This is a genomic window from Acinetobacter sp. ANC_7553, from assembly GCF_056779895.1.
Window position 1 is genome coordinate 281,640 of sequence record NZ_JBWYIV010000001.1, and the last position, 21,901, is coordinate 303,540.

The following is a 21,901-nucleotide window of genomic DNA, read 5'->3' on the forward strand; positions in this document are numbered from 1 at the left end:
ATATTCCCTTGCATAAAATCTTATATTTTTAAGCTTTCTGTGAGGTATAGAATGAATATTATTCTGATAAGAATATATTTTTGCACTAATAAATCAATAGATCGCATTAAACTGCTGATGATTTAAAGTTCATCAATAGGGAATTCATTTTCTTATATAAAATTGTTCTTATCACGTTAATTCTATAAGTTTTCTTGCTGAAATGTGCTAATTTAGCTCTAAACGTTGACCTATAGATGTTGTATGAAAAAAACAGTTTTTTTTGCACCTTTACTTTTATTAATGACGTCTTTTTCTTCTGCCGATCAAAATGTCCAAGCGCAAGCTAAAGGTGCTGATTTACAACAGCCTGAAAATAATATTCGAATCAACATGCGCCCAGAAATTTTAGGTTTATGGGGAATGGAAATTCCAAATAATAAAAAATGTGTTGAGTATTATAATTTCCGTGGTAACAATGAGGTGGTCGTGAATAGTGCTAAAGAGTGGTCGGTCGGTTTATTTGAGTATCAACCATCTCAAGACAGCTCTTCGGGTTTGTTGCCTACCTTGGTCATGCAAGTCAATTATGAGAACAACGAAAAAGACTGCTCTGGTAATCAAGTAGATCAGGCAGGAGATTTGTCTCAATATTTTGTAAAATGGGACAATCCGAATCAAATCAATTTCTGTGCATCTGAAAAGGGTGGACAATGTTTTGCAAAACTTAATCGTATATTGCCATGAGCTAAAATCTTTGCAGCGTATTCTTCAATAAAAAAAAGCCTCCTGAAAAAGAGGCTTTTTTATTCATCTTGTAAAGCTGTAATTACTCAGCTTCGCTATGTCCTTGTACCTGTTTCAACAAATGTTTCTCTAAGTAGTGAATATCCATAGCCTGTTCTGCAAAGTTCTTATCTTCAAGGATGAGATCTTTGTGTAGCGGAATATTGGTTTTGATTCCAGTTAAGATCATTTCATCTAAGGCTTGTTTCATACGAGCCAAAGCGGTTTCGCGATCTTTACCATGTGCGATTAATTTAGCAATCATCGAATCATAGTAAGGTGGAATGCTATAACCTGGATAGATATGAGAATCTAAACGGATGCCTGCACCACCTGGTGTGTAGAATTGCTCGATTTTACCTGGTGATGGGAGGAAGGTGGTTGGATCTTCTGCATTAATACGGCATTCAATTGCATGACCGTGTACTTTGATTTGATCTTGTTCTAGATTTAAACCAAGACCAGCGGCTACACGAAGCTGTTGTTCAATAATATCGACACCCGTTACCATTTCTGTCACAGGATGTTCTACTTGAACACGTGTATTCATCTCAATAAAGAAGAACTCACCATCTTCAAATAAGAATTCGAACGTGCCTGCGCCACGATACTGCATTAATTCGCATGCTTTTACGCAAGCTGCTAAAATTTCAGCACGAGCTTCTTCTGGAAGGTTCGGAGCAGGAGCTTCCTCAAGCACTTTTTGATGACGGCGTTGTAATGAACAGTCACGATCATATAAATGTACGGCGTGACCATTACCATCGCCAATCACCTGTACTTCAACATGGCGTGGCTTTTGAAGGAAACGTTCCATGTAAACCGTATCATCACCGAACCACATTTCAGCATCACGTTGAGCTGCTTGTACAGACTCCAACAGTGTATCAACACGTTCAACAATTCGCATACCGCGACCGCCACCACCAGCAGCAGCTTTAACGATAAGTGGGAAGCCAATCTCTTTTGCTTCGGCCAAGGCATTGTTTGGTGTTACAGCATGAGCTGAACCTGGAACGGTTGGTACACCAGCTTTACGCATCGCCATAATCGCTGACACTTTATTCCCCATAAGGCGAATATGTTCAGGACGTGGACCAATAAAGATAAAACCAGAACTTTCTACAATCTCAGCAAATTCAGCATTTTCTGATAAAAAGCCATAACCTGGATGAATTGCATCTGCACCAGTCACTTCCGCTGCTGTAATAATTGCAGGAATATTTAGATAACTTTCGCTACTTGCACCAGGACCAATACAAACGGCTTCATCAACAAAGCGTAAATGCATGAGATCTTTATCGGCATCCGAGTAGATACCGACTGTTTTAATACCGAGTGTTTTGCAAGCACGTGTAATACGCAGTGCAATTTCACCTCGGTTGGCAATGAGAACTTTTTGCAACATACCAACCCCCAACGATTACGCGCGGTAGCGGAATAAAGGTTGACCGAATTGGATTACATCACCATTTTTAACTAAAATTTCTTCAATCACACCACTTTGAGTTGCCTCAATTGGGTTCATGATTTTCATTGCTTCAATAATTCCAAGCGTTTCGCCTGCTGAAACAGTTTGTCCTACATTTACAAATGGTGCTTCGCCTGGACTTGGTGCAGCATAGAACACGCCAACCATTGGTGAGGTTTCAACAGCACCACGAGAAGCTGGTTTCACAACTGGAGCTTCTGGCGCAGCAGATTGTATTGGTGCAACACCAGCGGCTACGATAGGATTACGACGCGCTAAAGCAATGGATTGATCACCTTCTTTTACTTCAATAGATTGAAGATCCGATTCAATCATTAAGTCGATGAGCTTTTTAATTTTGCGAATATCCATGAATTCGTATTCCTAAGGTTAAAGATGTGTAGAAGTTTGAATTTTTTGCACGGCATGAGTTAATGCAAATGAATAACCCTGTGCGCCTAGTCCACAAATGACACCGACAGCTTTATCTGAGAGATAAGAGTGGTGTCTAAATGCTTCACGTGCGTGAACATTTGAAAGGTGAACTTCAATAAATGGGATCGCAACACCTAATAGGGCATCACGTACTGCTACTGAGGTGTGGGTCAGTGCAGCAGGATTGATGATGATAAATTTTATACCATCAATTTGGGCTTGATGAATTCGGTCGACAATGGCACCTTCCCAATTGCTTTGGAAGGTTTCAAGTTGAATTGAACTTTCTTGAGCTTGCTGTATGAGTTGATGATTGATATCGTCTAAAGTTAAATGTCCGTAAACTTCAGGTTCTCGCTTTCCTAGCAAATTTAAATTTGGTCCATGTATGACCAAAATGGTCGAACTCATGAAGACAGCTCCAATATGAAAGTTGCAATATAACCTTGCAAGATGTCTGCAAAGTTTGCATATTATGGCATGTTTTTAAGCTTTTCATTTATATTTTGTTTCAAAAATAGCAAAAAAACAATGTCGTCAATGAGCTGTATTTTGAGAACTTTGCAGTCAATTGGCAATGTTAAAAAATTACATTTTTCTTTTAATTCTTCGAGTCTGCTATTTTAAACCGAATTGACCAAAAGTATTCATTTGTTTTGTGTAACCGCCATATGTGAGTCATCAATAGTCAGCATTTCTGACCATGAGGTGGTATAGCGTGGAGAGTGGTGCAATTGCTTCATTTTCCATTGTTGTTGATTGGTATGATAGCCCACTTGAATACAATGCTTTCCAAAGCGGTTTTTCATAGCGCCAATTGTTGTCATGAGTGAATCTCGCTGCTGGATTAAATCATGAGGCTGCCAAAGGTCATGTGTATGTGTTTTTTTAGCACTCAAAGCAGAAAACATGACGGAAACTTTTACATAACGTATATTTTCTTTAAATAAAACATCAATTTGCTGTTGTGCTGCATGGGTCAGGATTAATAAATCATCCGTCGGATATTCCAAACCAATTACATGAGAATGTGATTTCTTGAATGGTTTTACTGGAATTTTTTCATAAAGAGACACATGGACACAGGCGCATAATTGTTCTTGCTTGGTTAAACGCTCATGAGCCCGACTTAAATGAAAAATCATGGCTTGCTTGATTAATGCTTTATCCTTTAATGCTGATGCAAAACTTCGTGATGCTAAGATTCGTTTAGACGGTAAATCAGGATCTTCTAGTGAAATACAGGACTGACCTTTTAGCTCACGAATGGTACGCCCCATGAGCACTGAAAACTGCTTCATCAAATAGTGTTCATTGGCAAAAGTTAAGTCATAGCAATTATAAATACCGTAACTTTCAAGTTGTTTACTAATTTTTCGACCTACGCCCCAAATTTCCGATGCTGAGGTTTCTATAAGTAATTGATCAAAACTGCATGGATCCAAATCCAATAAAGAACACACTCGGTTAAAACCAGAACGTTTTTTGGCAAAGTGATTGGCGAGTTTAGCTTGTGTTTTACTGTAACCAATCCCGATACAACAAGGTAAACCGATCCATTGTTGAATACGGTCGACTAATTCTCGACAAAATTTTTCTAAATCAAAAAGACTTTGATAATGTGTTAGACGAATAAAACATTCATCAATTGAATAGGGCTCTAGATCTGAATCTGCATGAAAGTGTTGCTCTAAAATAGTGAAAAAACGACTAGACATATCGCCGTAGAGGGCATAGTTGCTTGAAAATACTTTAACACCAGCTTTAAGCATATCTTTTTCAATTTCATACCATGGCACGGCCATGCCAATATTGAGAGCTTTCGCTTCCTCACTACGAGATACGACACAACCATCGTTATTACTTAAAACAACGACCGGTTGACCATTTAAACTTGGATTAAATACACGCTCACAACTGACATAGCAGTTATTAATATCAATGAGCGCAAAAATCTCTTGATGATAAATATTTTGCATAGGAGTAGGGTGAACTGCTTAGATCAATTTATTTCAGTTTTTTTAAAATACAAGTCACTACACCCCAGACCATGATTTGTTCTTCGCTACGAGGATAGATGTCAGGGTAGTCTGGATTCTCGGCTTTTAACCATAAAAGGATCGTTCCATCATTTTGTTTTTCTAACATTAATCTTTTTACTGTGAATTCATTATTAATCAGCGCCAAGACGATATCACCATGTTCTGCATTCAAACTCCGGTCAATCAAGATTTGATCACCAACTTCAATCCCTGCATTTTTCATTGATAACGAATTTACGCGTAGTATAAAAGTAGAAGCTACGTTTTGAACCAAGTATTCATTTAGATCAATATGTCCTTCTACATAATCTTGTGCTGGGGAAGGGAAGCCTGCTGCCACAGATTCAATAGGATAGGCGATTTTTAAACGTGTTCTAAATTGGATTGGTGAAATTTCAATTTGTTGATTGAAATCATCTTCAGGTCGTATTTTTAACCATTCTTTAATTTGAATCACTTTTGATTCAGGAACACGCATTACTACTGTTTTTTCTGAAAACTGTGATTTTCGACCTGCATTGGCACGTTTACCACCATGTAGAGAAGCGGTATTTGTTGCTGAAATATTTGAATTGCTGCTCATATGAAATTCCCCCCATTTAATCTTGAATATGTAACAAAATCAAGATAGCAAAAAAAACATTGTAAAAACAGATTGTTTCGTCGGATTGATTGTGCTTATACGACACTATGCTTAAAATTAGGTCTGAATTTATGATGAAAATGGAATCATCCATGTTGCAAGATTTTATTGAAGAGCAAAAATTAGTCTGTGAGGAGTTTGATTCTGCTTACATCAAAGTGAATGAAGATGATGTTGTTGCTGTGGCTAAGCATACTTTAGATCAAGAGCCAATCGTCGGTTTACGTAATAAACCTGAACCTGGTGAGAAAGTGGCATGGTTTATTTATGGTGGTGAATTAGGCGAAGGCGAAGATTTTTTTGAGACGATGACGGTGAAAGAGCTTGAAGAAATTTTACCCGATGCCATTCCATTTCTTGCATTGGAAACAGGTTTCCGTTTTATGATTGATCGAGATGATTATGAGGATGTTTGGAAAGCTGAGCCTGATTTAGGAATCTAATGCGCATGTTATGGGTGAGTTTGATTTTTGTAGGTTTAAGTTTTGTTGTATCGCAACAGGTTGTAGCGAATGATTTGATTGATGCACAACAGATGGTGTATCAGCAAAAACTGGATCATGAAATGCAGCTGATCGAACAAACCAAGCAGATTTTAGATGATGAACACAGTACAGCCACAGCGATGGAGCAACAACTTGCTTTATGCGGAAGGTTAAAGGCCTATCAAAACATTGTTGGTTTAGCAGACGAGTTTATTCAAGTTGAACAAGCACATGTAATGAAGCGTATTGCGCAATTTTATTTAAATCAGCAATCTACGAGTTTTCAACAATCGGGCATGACTATTGATGATTGGTGTAGCGCAAACTAGCAAATTTGTCAGATATTGATATGAATTTGGACTGAATTGATAACTCGAGCTTTATTATAATTTTTTGCGTTGAGTTGACGTATTGCAATTTCCCTGATTGACACGCGACATCTTAACCATCATTAGTCTAGGTGATGTCTAAACCCGCTGCATAGCGGGTTTTTTAATGTCTATTTCACTGATTAATTCATTTTTTAAAGCTACGAACTGACTCGATATGCTATGTAAATCAAAAAGTAGTTTTGGTTTACAGACAATTGGCAGGCTTTGGTATTCCGGCTAATCGACTTAGATGGCGAGCAACTAGGCCTGTTTTAAACTTTTCTTGCAATACTGCATTATCAATGTCAGCGCTGACGTGTTTCATTAAAAATTTGATTAAGGGACGAGTTGCAGGAGAATGACCAAATTGAGCGTAGAACTGACGCACCGCATGCAATACTTCGAAATGCCAAGCTGTTAGCTCAAGCTCGAGCGTATTCGCGAGTACTTGCGCTACATTTTCATTCCAAATGGTATAGTCAACTAAATGACCATCTTGATCGAGTTCAAGGGATAATTCAGTGGTCATGGTAAAACCTAAGTCAATAAATTTGTTTTATTTAAGGCTAATACAGCGTGTAAAGCCCAGAATGATATCTGCAAAAGTGGTGTAATCAATCACTTCAATTTGAAAATACTCGCCGTTCAATAGATGCGAAGGTAATAACTCAGCATCTCGATCTAAAACGTAGACCTTGTTTTGAATCGTAAGTACAGATGGTGTAAACAATGCCAACACCGCATCCCCCATAAGCACTAAAGCATCATTGGTATCCAGTGTTTTTTGAACCTGTTGAATACAATGTTCAGTATTTGCAAATTGAGATTGTATTAAATAAAGCGTTTTATCGGTCATATGAGTTACCAATACAGTACATGGTCAAAGCTTTGAATTAACTCTTTATTAAATTCAATAAATTTAATTTCATGCGTAGTATGTTGAACAAAGGGATTATCTTGTTGATTGGATTCAACCAAAATAGGGCTTAGATCATAAAACTCAAAGCTATCGACGAGGTTGGAAGCCAGTTTAAACGCATGTTTAATGGGTTCGAAGCTTAATTCGGAACGGAGTAAACTTAAGGCTGCGCCTTGCAATAAAACTTTTACTTCAGCGCCAAAAGTTGCTAAAACCATGGTTGCAGAAAGGCTCTCATGAACTTGTAGCGAGTTGAGATTTGATTGGGTTAATATAACCAGTACAGATTTCACACAATTTACCTTTCAATTGCAACAATCAATGAAAAATGAATAATTTAGAATTGAACTAGACGTGCTGAAGATGAGACAGCATCTGCCAATTCACCGAGTCCTACCAGCTGAAAACCTTCAGCCAGATTATGGGACTCAATGTGATGGCGTTGAGCATTTTCAGCATCAGTGATTCCACGTGCTAGGGCAGCACTTACGCAAACAGGAAGTTTGATATTTAATTTTTGCCACTCTTGTGTGAGACTTCTTTGATCATCTGGCGACCACTGTAAGTTGTTTGCAACTTGAACGCCGTCTTGATAAAAGAAAACTCGAAAAATTTCGCCTTTCGCTTGCAATGATTGTGCGAGTCCTAATGCATGCCAAGCATGGATTGAGCTAGGTGCCGAGGTAATTAGTAATAACGTACTCATTTAAAACTTCGCATAGGGTGATCAAACTGAAAATAGCTTGTTCAGGCTTTTAAACAAAAAGGTAGTATACAATGATTTTAGTGACAGGTGGATTAGGCTTTATAGGTTCACACGTTGTTTTAAGCTTATTGGCACATGGTCAAGAAGTCGTCATTGTAGATAATCTTGCCAATGCGAATTTACAAACACTTGAACGTCTTGAATACATTTCTGGAATGTATGTACCTTTTGTAAAGCTAGATGTTAGAAATACGCCTGCTCTGAATAAAGTTTTTGAGCAGTACTCAATCCGTGCTGTTATACATACTGCAGGATTTAAGTCTTTAGAGGAGTCTCGCTTAAAACCGCTTGAATATTATAATGATAATGTCAGTTGCATTATGAGTCTGATGCGTGCAATGCAACGAACTGGTGTACGAACATTATTGCATCTTTCAAGTATGGTGGTTTATGGCACTTCGAGTTTGAATTTAAATGAAGAGCATCCTCTCAATTTTGCCAATCCAAACCCTTATATTAAATCCCAGCAAATGATTGAAGAGATCATCCGTGATACCTCTAAAACGGATGAAGAATGGAGTATTGCGATCCTGAGACTAGCAAATGTAGCTGGTGCTTTTGAACATGGAGTTTTGGGTGAAGTGGTTGCCCCTTTACCTAAAAATATTTTGCCTTTGGTGTTACAAGTTGCAGCCATGCAGCGCGATTCCATTCAATTACAAAAGAATGCCAAGACAAAAGACCAAACGGTTGAACGAAGTTTTGTGCATATCATTGATGTGTGCGAGGCAGTCATTGCAACTTTAAAGTGGTTATTTAATCAAAGATCAACGTGCGAAGCATTTGATATCGCAGGTCAGCCAAGTTCAATTCAAAACTTGATTAATACGGTAGAAAAAGTGACTGAAACAAAAATTCGAATTGAGGAAACTGATTATGTTTTCCAAGAATTAGATCAAATTGGTTCGAATAGTTTAAAAGCATTTGAATTATTGAAATGGAAAGCACATCGATCACTAGAACAAATGATTGAAGATCAATGGCGATACTATCAAAGCACCTTTAATAATTAAAATGATAATCATTTACATTTATAGTTTTTTTGATTAGCATCAAATCAACGGTGGATGAATCCGAATCAAACATGATTCTTCCAAGGAATAGCGAAATATTTGAGGTTGATATGCAAACACGTATAGAACACGACACGATGGGTGATGTAGAAGTACCAAGTGATGCGATGTGGGGGGCTCAAACCCAGCGCAGTTTGCAAAATTTCAAAATTGGTGGTGAGCGACTTCCTCGTGCGATGATCCGTGGTATGGGGCTGGTCAAAAAAGCGGCTGCACTTACCAATGCTGAGTTAAATCAGATTCCTGCTGAATTGGCGAATTATATTGTGGGTGCAGCAGAAGAAGTGATTACGGGGCAATGGGACAGTCAATTTCCATTAGTGGTATGGCAAACAGGTTCTGGTACTCAAAGTAATATGAACTGTAATGAAGTAATTGCAAATATTGCGAATCAAAAGCTGGGTAATCCGCTTGGAGCACAGAAACCCGTTCATCCAAATGATCATGTTAATCGAGCTCAATCTACAAATGATTCATTTCCAACAGCGATTCATGTCGCTGCTAGTTTACAGATCAATGAGTTATTGATTCCAGCAGTTCAAGCTTTAAGAGAAACTTTGCATCAGAAGTCTCAAGAATTTTCAAATATCGTTAAGATTGGGCGTACACATTTACAAGATGCAACGCCGTTAACTTTAGGTCAGGAATTCAGTGGTTATGTATCTCAACTCGATCATGGGTTAAAACGTCTAGAGCAAGCTTTAGAGGGGTTATATGAATTGCCATTAGGAGGTACAGCTGTCGGGACAGGTCTAAATGCCCATCCTGATTATGCTATAAATGCAGCAAAGAAATTGGCTGAGCTTACGGGTTTACCTTTCGTGACTGCACCAAATAAATTTGAAGCACTAGCTGGACGTGATGCTGCAGTATTTGCTTCTGGCGCACTGAAAACACTTGCTGCGAGTTTAAATAAGATTGCCAATGATATTCGTTGGTTAGCGAGTGGTCCTCGTTGTGGTTTTGGGGAGATTCGTATTCCTGAAAATGAACCAGGTTCGAGTATTATGCCGGGTAAGGTGAATCCTACTCAAAGTGAAGCCATGACGATGGTTGTTGCGCAGGTTTTGGGTAATGACACGACAATTAATATCGCTGGTGCTTCAGGTAATTTTGAACTAAATGTTTTTATGCCGGTTATTGCTTATAATTTACTGCAATCAATTCAACTGCTAGGTGATGCATGTAATAGCTTTAATGAGCATTGTGCTGTGGGGATTGAGCCAAACCAAGATAAGATCGATTATTTCTTGCATAACTCATTGATGCTAGTGACTGCGTTGAATCCTGTGATTGGTTATGAAAACGCGGCAAAAGTTGCTAAGACAGCATATAAGGAAGGTAAAACACTTAAACAAGTTGCTGTAGAGCTGAATTTAGTCACAGCTGAGCAGTTTGATGAAGTCGTTGTACCTGAGAATATGGTTTCACCTAATGTGAAGTGATTTCGATTTGGTGAATTTTATGATTTGAATGTTGATAACATATATTGACAAGCAACTGTCTTTAATATATTGACCAATTATTCATTTCAGAATACTATTTATAAAACGACCTTTCATACGTCACTTAAGGCTTTTACAAAGGAGACAATCATGAATAATTATAAAGCTCGTCTAATCCTTGAAGAAGGCTATGGATTAGGTTGAGACTCATTTAAATTTGTGTAATAAAAAAGCATCCATTAGGGTGCTTTATTTTTGAGTAAAATAAAATTGAATTACTTTTATACTTATCTTCTGATAATTCCATATGTCACTGTAATTGCTTATTTTTATATTTATCATAGAGATAATTTCTTTATTAAGATTAGAAGTAGTAATCAACTCCTTCTCATCTTAATTTTATTAGGTATCACGTTTGTAGAAATATTAATTTGGAAAAGTTTTTTTGAAGATTATAAATTTCTAAATTTTGATATAGAGAATACAGATGGGCAGTTTAAAACGACAGCATTAGTTACGGTTTTAGCAGCTATAGCTGCCGTTTTTGGTTGGATTTTTACTTCAAGGGTGCAAATTATAAACACTATAAGAAGTCATTCAGTACAAGTATTGATGAATAGTAGGAATTCTACTGCGTATATTGCTAAGGTTGATATTGCAACCAAAATAAGAAGGAATTTGGGGAAGGATCAAAACGTAGAGTCAAAAGATAAAGTGCAATTGACTAGAGAAAAATTTAATTCATTGGAAGATGAGGAAAAATCGGCTGTAACATATTTATTAAATTTTTTGGAATTTGTAGCAATTGGAATCAGGCATAACAACTTAGATGAAGACTTAATAAAAAGTAGTTTCAAATCAATACTTAAAGCTAATTACAACCTCTTCCAACCTGTAATTGAATATTTAAGAGATATTGATAGTCCTAAAATTTACAATCAACTCGAAATTTTGCATAAAAGGTGGGAAGAGAACAAAGAACCAGAATGTATCAATTGTAAGCAAGGTATTGATGATGAAGTTCAAAATAGAAAGAAACATAAATTTAATAATCTTTGGAACATTACATTAACAATTTTAACGGGCTCAGGGTGGCTAATAATGATAGCTATTATGAGATTAATAGAGAAATTAACGAAATATTCAACAGAGGAAGATTTATTATGCGATAACTGCAAAACATTAAAAAAATAAGTAAAAACTTCATCACATAGTCATGTAATTATTATGAGATTGATTAACTCGTCGCAATTGTTAAAATACACATTGCTTTTAATTGCTGTTGTATCAAAGTTCTTATCTTAGACTTAAGACAGCCAATCTACGGAAATTTTCAATGCTCGATATATATTTAACAGATGTTCAAAAAAATGTTCAATTTCAAGATTATCCAGGTGAACATCCTGTTAAATTTATTCTTAACTTTAAAAAAATCTTCCCAAGTATTATGGAATTACTACTTCCTGTTCTACCTAAAGATGAAAATCTAGAAGACATGACATGGGAATCAACAACAAAAGATTTTGAAACCTTCAAACTCCTAGTGACAGGTTGGGGTGTGATTGAACTGCGTCTGAATGCCATTACACAATTCAAAAATCGTGAATTTGCAGATCAGCTAGTAAAAACTGCTCAACAAAAAAGAGCAAAGTTTTCTAAAGAACAACCTAAGCTCAGTACGGTAGATTTAGACTATTTGTTCATGCATGAAGTTCATACGGCGATTGATGCTGAATTAGTAGAGTTAGGTGAAAAATTCTATTTGCCAACCTTACGCTCCCTATGGAAAAACCAAGTATCGGCTCAGGTTCTTGAGGCTAAATTTTAAGCTTACATATGCCAAGACAAGCCCTCTATTATGGAGGGCTTTTTACTGCTGGGTAAAAAAAATACGAATAAAATCAAATCTTCTAATTAGGGTTCAAAATGGATAGATGTTGGTCTGATAAATGCTTAATGTAACACTACAACATATTTGATTTGTTGAATATTTAATCTTAGGTTAAGTATTTCTAATGAATTAAAAGTCAGAGTATCGTATTTCCCCGAGGAAATATCAAAGGATTTCAGAAAATGTCGAATCAATTTTTAGATTTAATTAAAAAACGCCGTACGATTTATGCTTTAGGAAAAGCAGTTGAACAATCTCCTGAGTACTTAACAGATCTTATTCAGAATGCGATTAAACAAAGCCCATCATCTTTTAACTCTCAATCTTCACGTGCGGTGATTTTATTTAACGCTGAACATGAAAAGTTTTGGGGCTTTGTGAAAGAGAAGCTAAAGTCATATGCGAAGGACGAGGCGAGTGCAGCGAAAACTTCTGCAAAAATGGATAGCTTTGCTGCGGGCGTAGGAACTGTATTATTTTTCGAAGAAATGGATACGATCACTGACTTACAAGAGAAATATTCTTCGTATGCGGAAAACTTCCCAATTTGGGCGGAACATTCAACAGCAATGGCACAGTTTGCGGTTTGGACAGCTTTGCATACAGAAGGTTTAGGTGCAAACCTTCAACATTATAATCCGATTGTAGATGATCAAGTCCACACTGAATGGGCTGTACCAGCTTCGTGGAAACTAAGCGCACAATTGGTATTTGGATCTAAAGAAGGTGAAGCTTTCGATAAAGGCTATATTGACGACGCCACACGTTTTAAAGTGTTTAAATAAAATATGGAAAAGCACTCATTGGAGTGCTTTTTTAAACCCATAAATAGCCTAAGCAATATTCATATTTCGAACTTTTTTCCCATGTAATACATAATATAAGACAATGCAAAATAACGTCCCAATAGCACTATATAAATAGAGTTGTTGGTAACTGATCAAATCTAAAGCTAAACCTAAGAAATAAGGACCGAATCCCAAACCTGCATCTAAAAAGATAAAGTAAGTTGAGGTTGCAAATCCCATTCGTTCCAAACTAGTACTTTTCACTGCAATCGTTTGGCAAATTGACTGGATATTACCGTAGCCTAAACCTAATAATCCTGCGCAAATCAACAAAAGGCCCGAACTGTTAGCTTGGCTCAACAAGAAGAATGCAAGTGCCATAATGAGAAAGGCCGGATACATAATTATATTTTCGCCTTTCTTATCCATCAGTGGTCCCGTAATAGGACGAGAGAGCAGAATCGTCAACGCATAAATGAGAAAGAAAAATGATGCTGCTTCAACCAGATCAATTTCTTTGGCATAAAAATTAATAAACGATAGAACACCAGAGTAAAAGAGGGAGCTTACCAACATGATCAGAGCAATGGGTAAGGCGCTCTTTTCAATATATTGAGATAGAAAACTATTTTGTGTATGAATCTGATCAGGTATAGAAGGAACCTGATGCACTTGAGGAACTTGAATAAATAATGCTGTAATTAAACATAAAACTGCAAGGATTGAAGATAGGGCAAAAATAATGTTGTAACTGACATGAAGCATTAGCCAGATTGCCAAAAATGGTCCAATTGCAGTTCCTAAAGTACTACTCATACTGTAGTAACCTATACCTTCACCACGACGGGTTGCGGGAATAATTTGAGCGATAATTGTGCCAAATACGGTGGAGGCAACCCCCATCATAAAGCCATGCAAGAATCGAACGATTAATAAAGTTCCAACCTCTAAATGGAGAAAATAAAAGCCTGAAAATATGAGAAATCCAGTGAGTCCGACCAGCATGGTGACTTTAGAACCGAATTTAACGAGGAATTTAGCCACCAATAAACGACCAATCAGTGTACCCACAATAAAAAGTCCTGATACTAAACCAGCCTGCGCCGTCGTCGCTCCAAGTTCTGCTATCGAAAATCCCACAATGACAATGACGAGAAGATAAAAAGTCAGTACCAATTGAAAGTTAATTAAACTGACCAAAATAAAGTTACGTGTCCAAAGAGGCTGATTAACTTGATTTGAGGAAGTACTCATAACTCCTCCACGATATTTAAGCTTTTATCACGCTCTAAAATAGACAAAAACAGTTGAAGTGTCTCAGCACTTTGAGCAATGTCTTCAGGATTTACTTGATTCAAAAACTGTTGTTCAAATTGATCAATCTGAATTGTACAAATTTGATAAAGATCTCTACCTTTTTCGGTTAATTGAATTAATTTTTGGCGTTTATCAGATGATTCTAAAAACTGAATAACATCTAATTTATGTAAAGTATTAATGCGTTTTGCAATTGATGGTTTAGAAACATTGAGTTCATGAGCCAAATCAATTGAAGTGATGGAGTCATGATCATAGATATGATAAATCAACTGCCACATTGAATAGTTCAGTTGGTATTGAGCCAAGATATCATTTAAACGGTCACTAAAGAGTCGCGCACTTCGCAGTAATACGACACGGAATTTGAGAGAGTTTTGCATATAGTTAACCAAGCTAACTAGTTTGTTGGCTTGAATTTACGCTCAATTATTAGACGAATCAAGCGTAATGCACTTATTGATAATCAGGGTACTGAAAATATTAGCTTTTTTGTTTTCTAAAAGTACTTGGTCGAATAGGACGGGTCCCGCGCCAGAGACCTCGTTTATTGCGTTTTGCACTATCTTGTAGCGAGATCATATATTTTAATTGCTTTGGATCACGTATGTATTCTTCGTAAACCCACGCACCACCACGCCTCACTAATTCTTCATTCATATTCTTGCGATAGCGGTAGACCACACCCACGCAACGTCCATAACGATCAATATCCGTGATTTTTACACGAACAATTTTACCTTGAACCATTTTCTTAACTAAGCGTTGGGATTCAAGCCCGTAACTTTGATTAGATTCAGGCGCATCTACAAAAGCAAAGCGTAATTTAGTTTTAGAACGTCTTAGATTCAAACGATGGCAGGAGAGAGTGTCACCATCACTCACCGCTGTAACACGGCACCAATAAGTTTTTCCTTTTTTAAAAGGTTTAAATACTTGAAGAAGATAAATTCTTACTTGTCTAAAAATGATAAGAAGTAATAAGCATAAAATCGCACCTAGCCCAATAAGCCATGATGCAGGGAGTTGATCAAACATAGAAAACACAAGAAAAAACAAGCCTTAATATGATAAATCAACTCGAAGTGAGTGTTTGATTCAATATTGAACAGATGGTATTTACCACATATTTTCAAGAAAATAGCCTAAGTTTCATCTTCTATCACCGCTACAAATAGCCTAAGCATAAATTTTATTAATTTCTGAAATTAAATACTGAAACTTTTGATGCGATGCTAATTGTGAATTCCAATAAATTCCCATTTTCATTAAAGGCAGTTCAATAGGGAGTTCAGAAATTTTTAAATCTTGAGGTAATTTCAAATTTTTTAAAATACTAAAAGGTAAGGTTAGCAATGTGTCAGGATACTCCTTCAAAATTTGTAGTGCTGTTGAATAGTGTTGACAGCGTAAAAAAATATCACGTTGAATATTCAACTTTTTAAAATGTAAATCTTCAATAAGCACACCAGAATGCCTTGATGAAACACCAATATGTTGGGCATGTTTATATTGTTCTAAATTTTCGATGGTTGTCAAACCACATATGACAAAGCGATCATTCACTAAAGGGGTAAAATAAATTTTCTCATCAACTTTCTGTTGAAGATCGACCACTAAATCAAGTTGCTGTGATAATAAATCTTTTGCCCAGTTAGTTCGATCTAACTTGATACTTTGAAACCGTGTCGCCAGTCCAAGATCACGAAAATGACGAATTAACTGCGGAAAAATCAAAGGCTCAATTTCATCATGAATTGCTATACGAATAGATTGAATCGTCAGTGGATCAAAAGATATATGATGAGTCGAGATATGCTGAATTGCGATTAATGTTTCTTTTATTCGTGGATAAATTTGATGTGAAAAGGGCGTCGCAACCATCTTTATACCACTTCGGATAAAAAGATCATCTTTCAATTGTAATCTTAATCGCTGTAAAGCGTGACTAGCTGCAGATTGTGTAATACACATCAAATTTGCGGCTTTGCTGATACTTTGATGTTCGTATATCGCAATAAATAATGGATATAGATTGATATCAATGTGTGAAAAAGCGCTCAGATCCACAGATTCCTGATGAATTCTATTCATAAAGTAATATTTAAATAAATCATTTTATTCATAGTAGATTTCAAGCTATGTTGATGTAAAGCGTGATGAGAATATAGTTTGAGGGATTAATGTTTGAATTAACGGAAAAAGCTAAACACTTTTACGATTTAGCACAACGCTTTATTCAAGACGAAATAGAGCCTATAGAACAAGAATTTTGGCATAAAGTTCATCAATTAAATCCAAGTGATGATTGGACATCATGGACGTGGCCAGCAGAACTTGAAGTACTCAAACAAAAAGCTAAATCACAAAATCTGTGGAATCTTTTTTTACCAGACCCAGAATTTGGTCAAGGTTTAACAGTTCAAGAATATGCACACATTGCTGAGTTAACTGGCCGTAGTTTATTGGCTCCTACAGTTTTCAATTGTAATGCGCCAGATAGCGGTAATATGGAGTTAATTTGGCGCTATGGCTCAGAACAACAAAAAGAACAATGGTTAAAACCTCTCTTAGAAGGAAAAATTCGATCCGTATTTTGCATGACTGAACCAGAAGTTGCTTCTTCAGATGCAACGAACATGCAAGCTACTGCTGTAATTGAGGGAGACGAAATTGTTTTAAATGGACGCAAATGGTGGTCGTCGGGCTTAGGCGATCCTAATGCAAAACTCATTATATTTATGGCACATACACCAGACGCACATAAAGGTCGACATCAACAACATTCAATGGTTTTAGTTCCAGTTGAAACTGAGGGCGTAAAAATTGAAAGAATGTTACCTGTATTTGGTGATTATGATGCGCCACACGGTCATGGAGAGGTGACCTTTAATAATGTTCGTGTTCCAGTCACTCATATTATTGGTGGAGCAGGTCAAGGGTTTGAGATTGCACAGGGGCGACTTGGTCCAGGACGTATTCATCATTGCATGCGTTGTATCGGTGCTGCAGAGAAATCATTGGAATTAATGATTGATCGTGGAATGCAAAGAAAAGCATTCGGCAAGGAAATTTTGAAACTTGGTGGTAATTTGGAAAGAGTCGCGGAAGCGCGTGTTGCCATCGATCAAGCACGTCTCTTGACCTTATATGCGGCATATAAAATGGATAAACTGGGCAATATGGCTGCACTCACTGAAATCTCTGCAATTAAAGTCGTTGCACCTAGTGTTTTGGAAAAAGTTGTCGATATGGCAATGCAAATTCACGGCGGTGCAGGTTTATCTAGAGATACGCCATTGACAGGTTTTTTTGCACAAGCGCGTGCATTACGTTTGGCAGATGGGCCAGATGAGGTGCATAAAGGCATGATTGCAAAATTGGAACTCGCGAAACGTGGTTTTTCAACTCGTCATTCTCAATAAGATGCGTACTCGATTTAAGGAAGAAATATGTCAGTTATAGATACAGCAGGGCAAGTCAGACGTGGTGAAGAGCTCGATATCGTTTCAGTCACAACCTGGTTAAATCAAAATGGCGTGGAAGTGATTGAACCTGTAGAAGTTACACAATATTCTGGTGGAGCTTCGAACTGGACATACCGGCTCAAATATAGCAATGCAGATCTGATATTAAGAAGACCACCCGCAGGAACCAAAGCCAAATCTGCTCATGATATGGTTCGAGAACATAATGTTCAGAAAGCTTTAAAAGATCTATATCCAGTCGTACCCAAAATGCTGGCATTATGTCAGGATGAATCTGTACTCGGATGCGATTTTTATGTGATGCAGCGAATAGAGGGAATTATACCAAGGGCAAAGCTTCCACCAGAACTAAAACTCACTGAATTTGATGTGCATCAGCTTTGTATAAATGTTTTAGACAAATTGATTGAATTGCACCAAGTTCCTTATCAAGGAACAGCACTTGAAAAAATTGGAAAAGGTGAGGGTTACTGCCGTCGTCAGATCGAGGGTTGGGACTGTCGCTACGAAAAAGCCCATACTATCAATGTGCCGACCTTTATGTTTGTAAGAAATTGGCTTAAAGACAATATTCCTGAGGATTCAACCAACTGTATTATTCACAACGATTGGCGTTTTGATAATGTCATTTTGAATCCTCAACAGCCTACTGAGGTCATCGGGGTGTTGGATTGGGAAATGGCGACAATTGGTGATCCACTTATGGATTTAGGATCAGCCTTAGCATATTGGGTTGAAGAAAACGACAATATGATCTTTAAATCGACACGTCGACAACCTACACATCTTAAAGGTATGTTTACACGTAAAGAAGTTGTGGATTATTACCTAGAAAAAACAGGACTAAAGCCATCTAACTGGACGTTCTATGAAGTATTTGGGATCTTTAGATTAGCGGTCATAGCACAACAAATTTATTATCGTTATTACCATAAACAAACGGATAATCCTGCATTTAAGGATTTTTGGATTGTGATTCATGCATTACATATTCGTGCTTTAAAACTTATAGGTATACAAAAGCTTGAAGCGAATGAAATTGCAAAAACTTATCTCGCAAAATTACAGGATATTCTGCCAAGATGACGACAATATATTTGGTCAGACATGGTCAAGCTTCATTTGGTGCTGAAAGTTATGATCAGCTTTCTCAGAAAGGTGAAGTTCAAGCACGTGTGTTGGGACAATATTTTCAAAAGTTACTACAAGAGCGACCATATGTCATAGCTGGCTCGATGAAACGTCATCAGCAAACGGCGTATATCTCTTTGAATGAATGTTTTCCTGACAGTCAGATTGATATCGATCCACATTGGAACGAGTTCAATCATCAACAAGTGTTTGCAAAATATGAACCACGTTTTGCAGATCCTGCATTACTTAAAAAAGATGTTGGTCAAGCGGTAGATCCTCGTGCCTATTTAGGAAAAATTTTTGAAGGTGCAATTCAACGTTGGACTAAGGGGGATCATCATCATGATTATGATGAAAGCTGGCCTCAATTTCAGCAAAGAGTACTTCAAGGCTTGAACAAACTATGTATACAACTTGAAACAGAAAAATCTCGCTATGCCGTAGTTTATACGTCTGGTGGTGTGATATCTGTCGTTGCAGGGCATTTACTTGGTTTAAGTGCAGACAAAACTTTTGCATTGAACTGGGCAATCACTAATACCAGTTTTACCACCTTAAGATTAGTTGGTACCGAACCACAATTACTCAGTTTAAATGAACATCATTATTTAAAAGAACAGGATCGTGATTTGCTCACTTGGATTTGATCAAGGCTATATGCCATAGAGAGAAAATGGAATGAACAAAACTATATTAATTACAGGTGCAAGCTCAGGTATCGGTGCTGGGATGGCACAAGAGTTTGCAAAAAAAGGATATAACCTAGCGATCTGTGCTCGTCGTTTAGAAAGGTTGTATGCTTTAAAAGATGAAATAGAACAACGCTATCAGGTAAAAGTAAGTGCGAAGGTATTGGATGTCACGGATGATGAGCAAGTCTTCCGTGTATTTAAAGAGTTTAAAGATGAGCTAGGCACTATCGATCGAGTGATAGTCAATGCTGGTGTGGGCGAAGGACGTCGTATCGGTAAAGGTAATTTTGCGATTAATAAAGCAACAGTTGAAACTAATTTTATTTCTGCGATGGCACAATGTGAGGCTGCGGTCGAAATTTTTAGATCTCAAAATTCAGGACATTTAGTTGTAATATCATCGATGAGTGCTTTGCGTGGTATGCCAAAACATCTTACAGCTTATGCTGCCAGTAAAGCGGGAATTGCGCATTTAGCCGAAGGGATTCGAGCTGAACTTCTTGGAACACCAATTAAAGTTTCAACGATTTATCCTGGTTACATTCGAACTGAAATTAATGAAGGTGCTGGAAAATTACCTTTTGAGGTCGATCAAGCCACAGGATCACGACTATTAGCTGAAGCAATCGAAAAGCAACCAGTCAAAGCATATGTACCAAAGTGGCCATGGTTGCCATTGGGTTTTGCAATGAAGGTTTTACCGCTTCAGCTCGTCAATAAGTTGAGTTAAAAAAACGTCTTATAAATCCCACATTTAGTGGGATTTATTTTTAAAGAAATATTTCAAAGCATCCTGTATGACGATTTGCCAAACGGCATATGAATGTCCGCCTATATATTCTTGATAGTGAACATTGTGTCCCTGATCGATTAAATCCTGAGCGACAATCGGAGAGGTTTCTAGAATGCTTAAGCTATTATTTTGTCTCGAATATTCATAGCTATTGGCTGAAATATACCAATTGAGTTTCTTTGTATTGTCTAATGTTGAAGCTCTGATCAGTTTACTCATACCATTGATTGTATCGTTTGGATCAGATTTCCACCAAAATGAACCAGAAAGTGGCACGACGTGACTAATCTCATTGGATGTTTTCAACGCCAAATAAGCAGAACTCAGACCACCCAAACTTGAACCCAATAAGACTGTTTTGTTGTGATCACGTTGGTAGGGCAAATGTTGACTCATCCAAGGCAATAATTCTTCTTGAAAAAACTGTGTGTATTCTGGATTGGGGCTAAGTTCTTTAGCACGTAATTGATCATTTGGGTGTCCAACAAGAACAGCTTGTATAGGTGGGAGTTGCTGTTGTTGAACCAACTGATCTAATATCTGAGGAACTTTAACTAAATGTGCATATTGCTCACCATCAAAAAAAATCAGAGTGATATATGATTTTCCGACTTGAGGTGGAGTTTCATAAATCTGAATAAGACGATCATTTCCCAAAACTTTACTTTTCAACACGGATGAAACTAATTGTTTTTCACTATTTTCAGCCATTTGAGTTGGATCAATAAAGTTAGGCGCTCGACTAAGTTTTGCGATATTTTCATTCCTCAGCGTGGTATTCGTTTTTATGGCAATGTTTTTAGAATCAAACCACTTATGAGGATTGAAAGGGTCGAGTTGTTGAACCTTTAAAATAGATCTACGCTGATCTCGTGATTCTTTTAAATTTGGGTTTAAATGTGGGCAGTAATTTGATAAATATCCATCGATATTCGGCGAATCCACAGCAAAACTATAACTTCCGATAAATCTTGAATCAACAATACTTTCTTTAAACCAAATATCAGTACCTTTAAGCCGAGTTAACCATTCATGATCATTACTCGGACCACCGATTAATCGCACATTGTGTTTTGCACCACGATATAAATAAATGACACGTTGGTGTGTTTCATTAAAATCTTCAATTATAGGGGTTTGATTTTTCCGAATTTCCGACCAAAATTGATCGAGGAGATGATTTTTTTGATCAGGATACATCTGAATCTGTTTTTGGATTTGTTGAAGCACCTTACTTTTGGGATCCATATCCTCACATGCAGGGGCATAAGGTTGAGTGCTGACTTGTAATGAATGATTTAAAGAAAGATCAGCACTTACTGTGGAACTCATTAACATCAATATAGAAAAAAATTTGATAGGATGATTCATGGATTTTAGCTT

26 protein-coding genes are annotated in these 21,901 nt (G+C 37.1%); 12 read left to right on the forward strand and 14 right to left on the reverse strand.

Annotated elements, in window-relative coordinates; all coding sequences use genetic code 11:
* The first annotated feature begins 243 nt into the window (after positions 1–243).
* Complete coding sequence (locus AC1M9I_RS01415) at positions 244–726, forward strand: hypothetical protein (RefSeq protein ID WP_035270703.1); 483 nt, start codon at positions 244–246, stop codon at positions 724–726.
* Between the two features lie 82 nt (positions 727–808).
* Here the strand turns inward: AC1M9I_RS01415 and accC are convergent, their stop codons facing one another.
* The 5 genes from accC to AC1M9I_RS01440 form a co-directional block, all read right to left on the reverse strand.
* The gene (gene accC, locus AC1M9I_RS01420; protein ID WP_035267832.1) at positions 809–2,173 is read right to left on the reverse strand and encodes an acetyl-CoA carboxylase biotin carboxylase subunit; all 1,365 of its coding nucleotides are present in this window, start codon (positions 2,171–2,173) and stop codon (positions 809–811) included.
* Positions 2,174–2,188: 15 nt separating this feature from the next.
* The gene (gene accB / locus AC1M9I_RS01425; RefSeq protein WP_035267829.1) at positions 2,189–2,608 is read right to left on the reverse strand and encodes an acetyl-CoA carboxylase biotin carboxyl carrier protein; all 420 of its coding nucleotides are present in this window, start codon (positions 2,606–2,608) and stop codon (positions 2,189–2,191) included.
* Positions 2,609–2,626: 18 nt separating this feature from the next.
* The gene (gene aroQ, locus AC1M9I_RS01430) at positions 2,627–3,082 is read right to left on the reverse strand and encodes a type II 3-dehydroquinate dehydratase (protein WP_035267826.1); all 456 of its coding nucleotides are present in this window, start codon (positions 3,080–3,082) and stop codon (positions 2,627–2,629) included.
* 236 nt (positions 3,083–3,318) lie between these two features.
* Positions 3,319–4,650: a Y-family DNA polymerase gene (locus tag AC1M9I_RS01435; RefSeq protein WP_481610584.1), complete on the reverse strand. Its 1,332-nt coding sequence runs from the start codon at positions 4,648–4,650 to the stop codon at positions 3,319–3,321.
* 28 nt (positions 4,651–4,678) lie between these two features.
* On the reverse strand, positions 4,679–5,296 hold the full coding sequence (locus tag AC1M9I_RS01440; protein ID WP_481610585.1) for a LexA family protein: 618 nt from the start codon (positions 5,294–5,296) through the stop codon (positions 4,679–4,681).
* Between the two features lie 152 nt (positions 5,297–5,448).
* On the opposite strand from AC1M9I_RS01440, the gene AC1M9I_RS01445 reads away from it, so the two are divergent.
* Both AC1M9I_RS01445 and AC1M9I_RS01450 read left to right on the forward strand, forming a co-directional pair.
* Positions 5,449–5,799, forward strand: coding sequence for an immunity protein Imm33 domain-containing protein (locus tag AC1M9I_RS01445; RefSeq protein WP_035267817.1), 351 nt, complete (start codon positions 5,449–5,451; stop codon positions 5,797–5,799).
* Complete coding sequence (locus AC1M9I_RS01450; protein WP_481610586.1) at positions 5,799–6,170, forward strand: hypothetical protein; 372 nt, start codon at positions 5,799–5,801, stop codon at positions 6,168–6,170. Before AC1M9I_RS01445 ends, AC1M9I_RS01450 begins: the two co-directional genes overlap by 1 nt.
* A gap of 247 nt (positions 6,171–6,417) precedes the next feature.
* Here AC1M9I_RS01450 and AC1M9I_RS01455 read toward each other — a convergent pair whose 3' ends face one another.
* From AC1M9I_RS01455 to tusD, 4 genes are read right to left on the reverse strand one after another with little or no spacing between them, the layout of a single operon-like run.
* Positions 6,418–6,741, reverse strand: coding sequence for a TusE/DsrC/DsvC family sulfur relay protein (locus tag AC1M9I_RS01455; protein WP_035267814.1), 324 nt, complete (start codon positions 6,739–6,741; stop codon positions 6,418–6,420).
* A gap of 27 nt (positions 6,742–6,768) precedes the next feature.
* Positions 6,769–7,068: a DsrH/TusB family sulfur metabolism protein gene (locus AC1M9I_RS01460; RefSeq protein ID WP_035267811.1), complete on the reverse strand. Its 300-nt coding sequence runs from the start codon at positions 7,066–7,068 to the stop codon at positions 6,769–6,771.
* 5 nt (positions 7,069–7,073) lie between these two features.
* Entirely contained in the window at positions 7,074–7,424 is a 351-nt protein-coding gene (locus AC1M9I_RS01465) for a hypothetical protein (RefSeq protein ID WP_035267809.1), read from the reverse strand.
* A gap of 44 nt (positions 7,425–7,468) precedes the next feature.
* Positions 7,469–7,837 (reverse strand): sulfurtransferase complex subunit TusD, encoded by a 369-nt coding sequence (gene tusD / locus AC1M9I_RS01470; protein WP_035267807.1) that lies wholly within the window; start codon positions 7,835–7,837, stop codon positions 7,469–7,471.
* A 71-nt stretch (positions 7,838–7,908) separates the two neighbouring features.
* Here tusD and AC1M9I_RS01475 point away from each other — a divergent pair, with 71 nt between their 5' ends.
* The 5 genes from AC1M9I_RS01475 to AC1M9I_RS01495 all read left to right on the forward strand — a co-directional run bounded on the left by AC1M9I_RS01475 (position 7,909) and on the right by AC1M9I_RS01495 (position 13,091).
* Positions 7,909–8,910 carry an NAD-dependent epimerase/dehydratase family protein gene (locus AC1M9I_RS01475; protein ID WP_481610587.1) on the forward strand — a complete coding sequence of 334 codons (1,002 nt, stop codon included), beginning with the start codon at positions 7,909–7,911 and terminating at the stop codon, positions 8,908–8,910.
* A 110-nt stretch (positions 8,911–9,020) separates the two neighbouring features.
* Entirely contained in the window at positions 9,021–10,415 is a 1,395-nt protein-coding gene (fumC, locus tag AC1M9I_RS01480) for a class II fumarate hydratase (RefSeq protein ID WP_035267804.1), read from the forward strand.
* A gap of 255 nt (positions 10,416–10,670) precedes the next feature.
* On the forward strand, positions 10,671–11,609 hold the full coding sequence (locus tag AC1M9I_RS01485) for a DUF4760 domain-containing protein (RefSeq protein WP_481610588.1): 939 nt from the start codon (positions 10,671–10,673) through the stop codon (positions 11,607–11,609).
* 142 nt (positions 11,610–11,751) lie between these two features.
* Positions 11,752–12,243, forward strand: a complete 492-nt coding sequence (locus AC1M9I_RS01490; protein ID WP_481594627.1) for a hypothetical protein — start codon at positions 11,752–11,754, stop codon at positions 12,241–12,243.
* A gap of 245 nt (positions 12,244–12,488) precedes the next feature.
* Positions 12,489–13,091 carry a nitroreductase family protein gene (locus tag AC1M9I_RS01495; protein WP_481610589.1) on the forward strand — a complete coding sequence of 201 codons (603 nt, stop codon included), beginning with the start codon at positions 12,489–12,491 and terminating at the stop codon, positions 13,089–13,091.
* Between the two features lie 48 nt (positions 13,092–13,139).
* Here the strand turns inward: AC1M9I_RS01495 and AC1M9I_RS01500 are convergent, their stop codons facing one another.
* The 4 genes from AC1M9I_RS01500 to AC1M9I_RS01515 form a co-directional block, all read right to left on the reverse strand.
* Positions 13,140–14,348, reverse strand: coding sequence for an MFS transporter (locus AC1M9I_RS01500; RefSeq protein ID WP_481592602.1), 1,209 nt, complete (start codon positions 14,346–14,348; stop codon positions 13,140–13,142).
* Complete coding sequence (locus AC1M9I_RS01505) at positions 14,345–14,794, reverse strand: MarR family winged helix-turn-helix transcriptional regulator (RefSeq protein ID WP_481592601.1); 450 nt, start codon at positions 14,792–14,794, stop codon at positions 14,345–14,347. Before AC1M9I_RS01505 ends, AC1M9I_RS01500 begins: the two co-directional genes overlap by 4 nt.
* Before the next feature lie 100 nt (positions 14,795–14,894).
* Positions 14,895–15,449, reverse strand: a complete 555-nt coding sequence (locus tag AC1M9I_RS01510) for a thermonuclease family protein (protein WP_481592600.1) — start codon at positions 15,447–15,449, stop codon at positions 14,895–14,897.
* A gap of 141 nt (positions 15,450–15,590) precedes the next feature.
* Positions 15,591–16,505 carry a LysR family transcriptional regulator gene (locus tag AC1M9I_RS01515; RefSeq protein WP_481592599.1) on the reverse strand — a complete coding sequence of 305 codons (915 nt, stop codon included), beginning with the start codon at positions 16,503–16,505 and terminating at the stop codon, positions 15,591–15,593.
* Positions 16,506–16,594: 89 nt separating this feature from the next.
* Here AC1M9I_RS01515 and AC1M9I_RS01520 point away from each other — a divergent pair, with 89 nt between their 5' ends.
* Genes AC1M9I_RS01520 through AC1M9I_RS01535 form a run of 4 tightly spaced genes read left to right on the forward strand, consistent with a single transcriptional unit; the run spans position 16,595 to position 20,455 of the window.
* Positions 16,595–17,836 carry an acyl-CoA dehydrogenase family protein gene (locus AC1M9I_RS01520; protein ID WP_179997995.1) on the forward strand — a complete coding sequence of 414 codons (1,242 nt, stop codon included), beginning with the start codon at positions 16,595–16,597 and terminating at the stop codon, positions 17,834–17,836.
* Positions 17,837–17,863: 27 nt separating this feature from the next.
* Positions 17,864–18,985: a phosphotransferase family protein gene (locus AC1M9I_RS01525; RefSeq protein ID WP_481610590.1), complete on the forward strand. Its 1,122-nt coding sequence runs from the start codon at positions 17,864–17,866 to the stop codon at positions 18,983–18,985.
* A complete protein-coding gene (locus AC1M9I_RS01530; RefSeq protein ID WP_481610591.1) occupies positions 18,982–19,680 on the forward strand; it encodes a histidine phosphatase family protein in 699 nt (232 codons plus the stop codon). Before AC1M9I_RS01525 ends, AC1M9I_RS01530 begins: the two co-directional genes overlap by 4 nt.
* A gap of 31 nt (positions 19,681–19,711) precedes the next feature.
* A complete protein-coding gene (locus tag AC1M9I_RS01535) occupies positions 19,712–20,455 on the forward strand; it encodes an SDR family oxidoreductase (protein ID WP_179997992.1) in 744 nt (247 codons plus the stop codon).
* 24 nt (positions 20,456–20,479) lie between these two features.
* Here the strand turns inward: AC1M9I_RS01535 and AC1M9I_RS01540 are convergent, their stop codons facing one another.
* A complete protein-coding gene (locus AC1M9I_RS01540) occupies positions 20,480–21,850 on the reverse strand; it encodes an alpha/beta hydrolase-fold protein (protein ID WP_481610592.1) in 1,371 nt (456 codons plus the stop codon).
* Positions 21,851–21,901 lie beyond the last annotated feature (51 nt).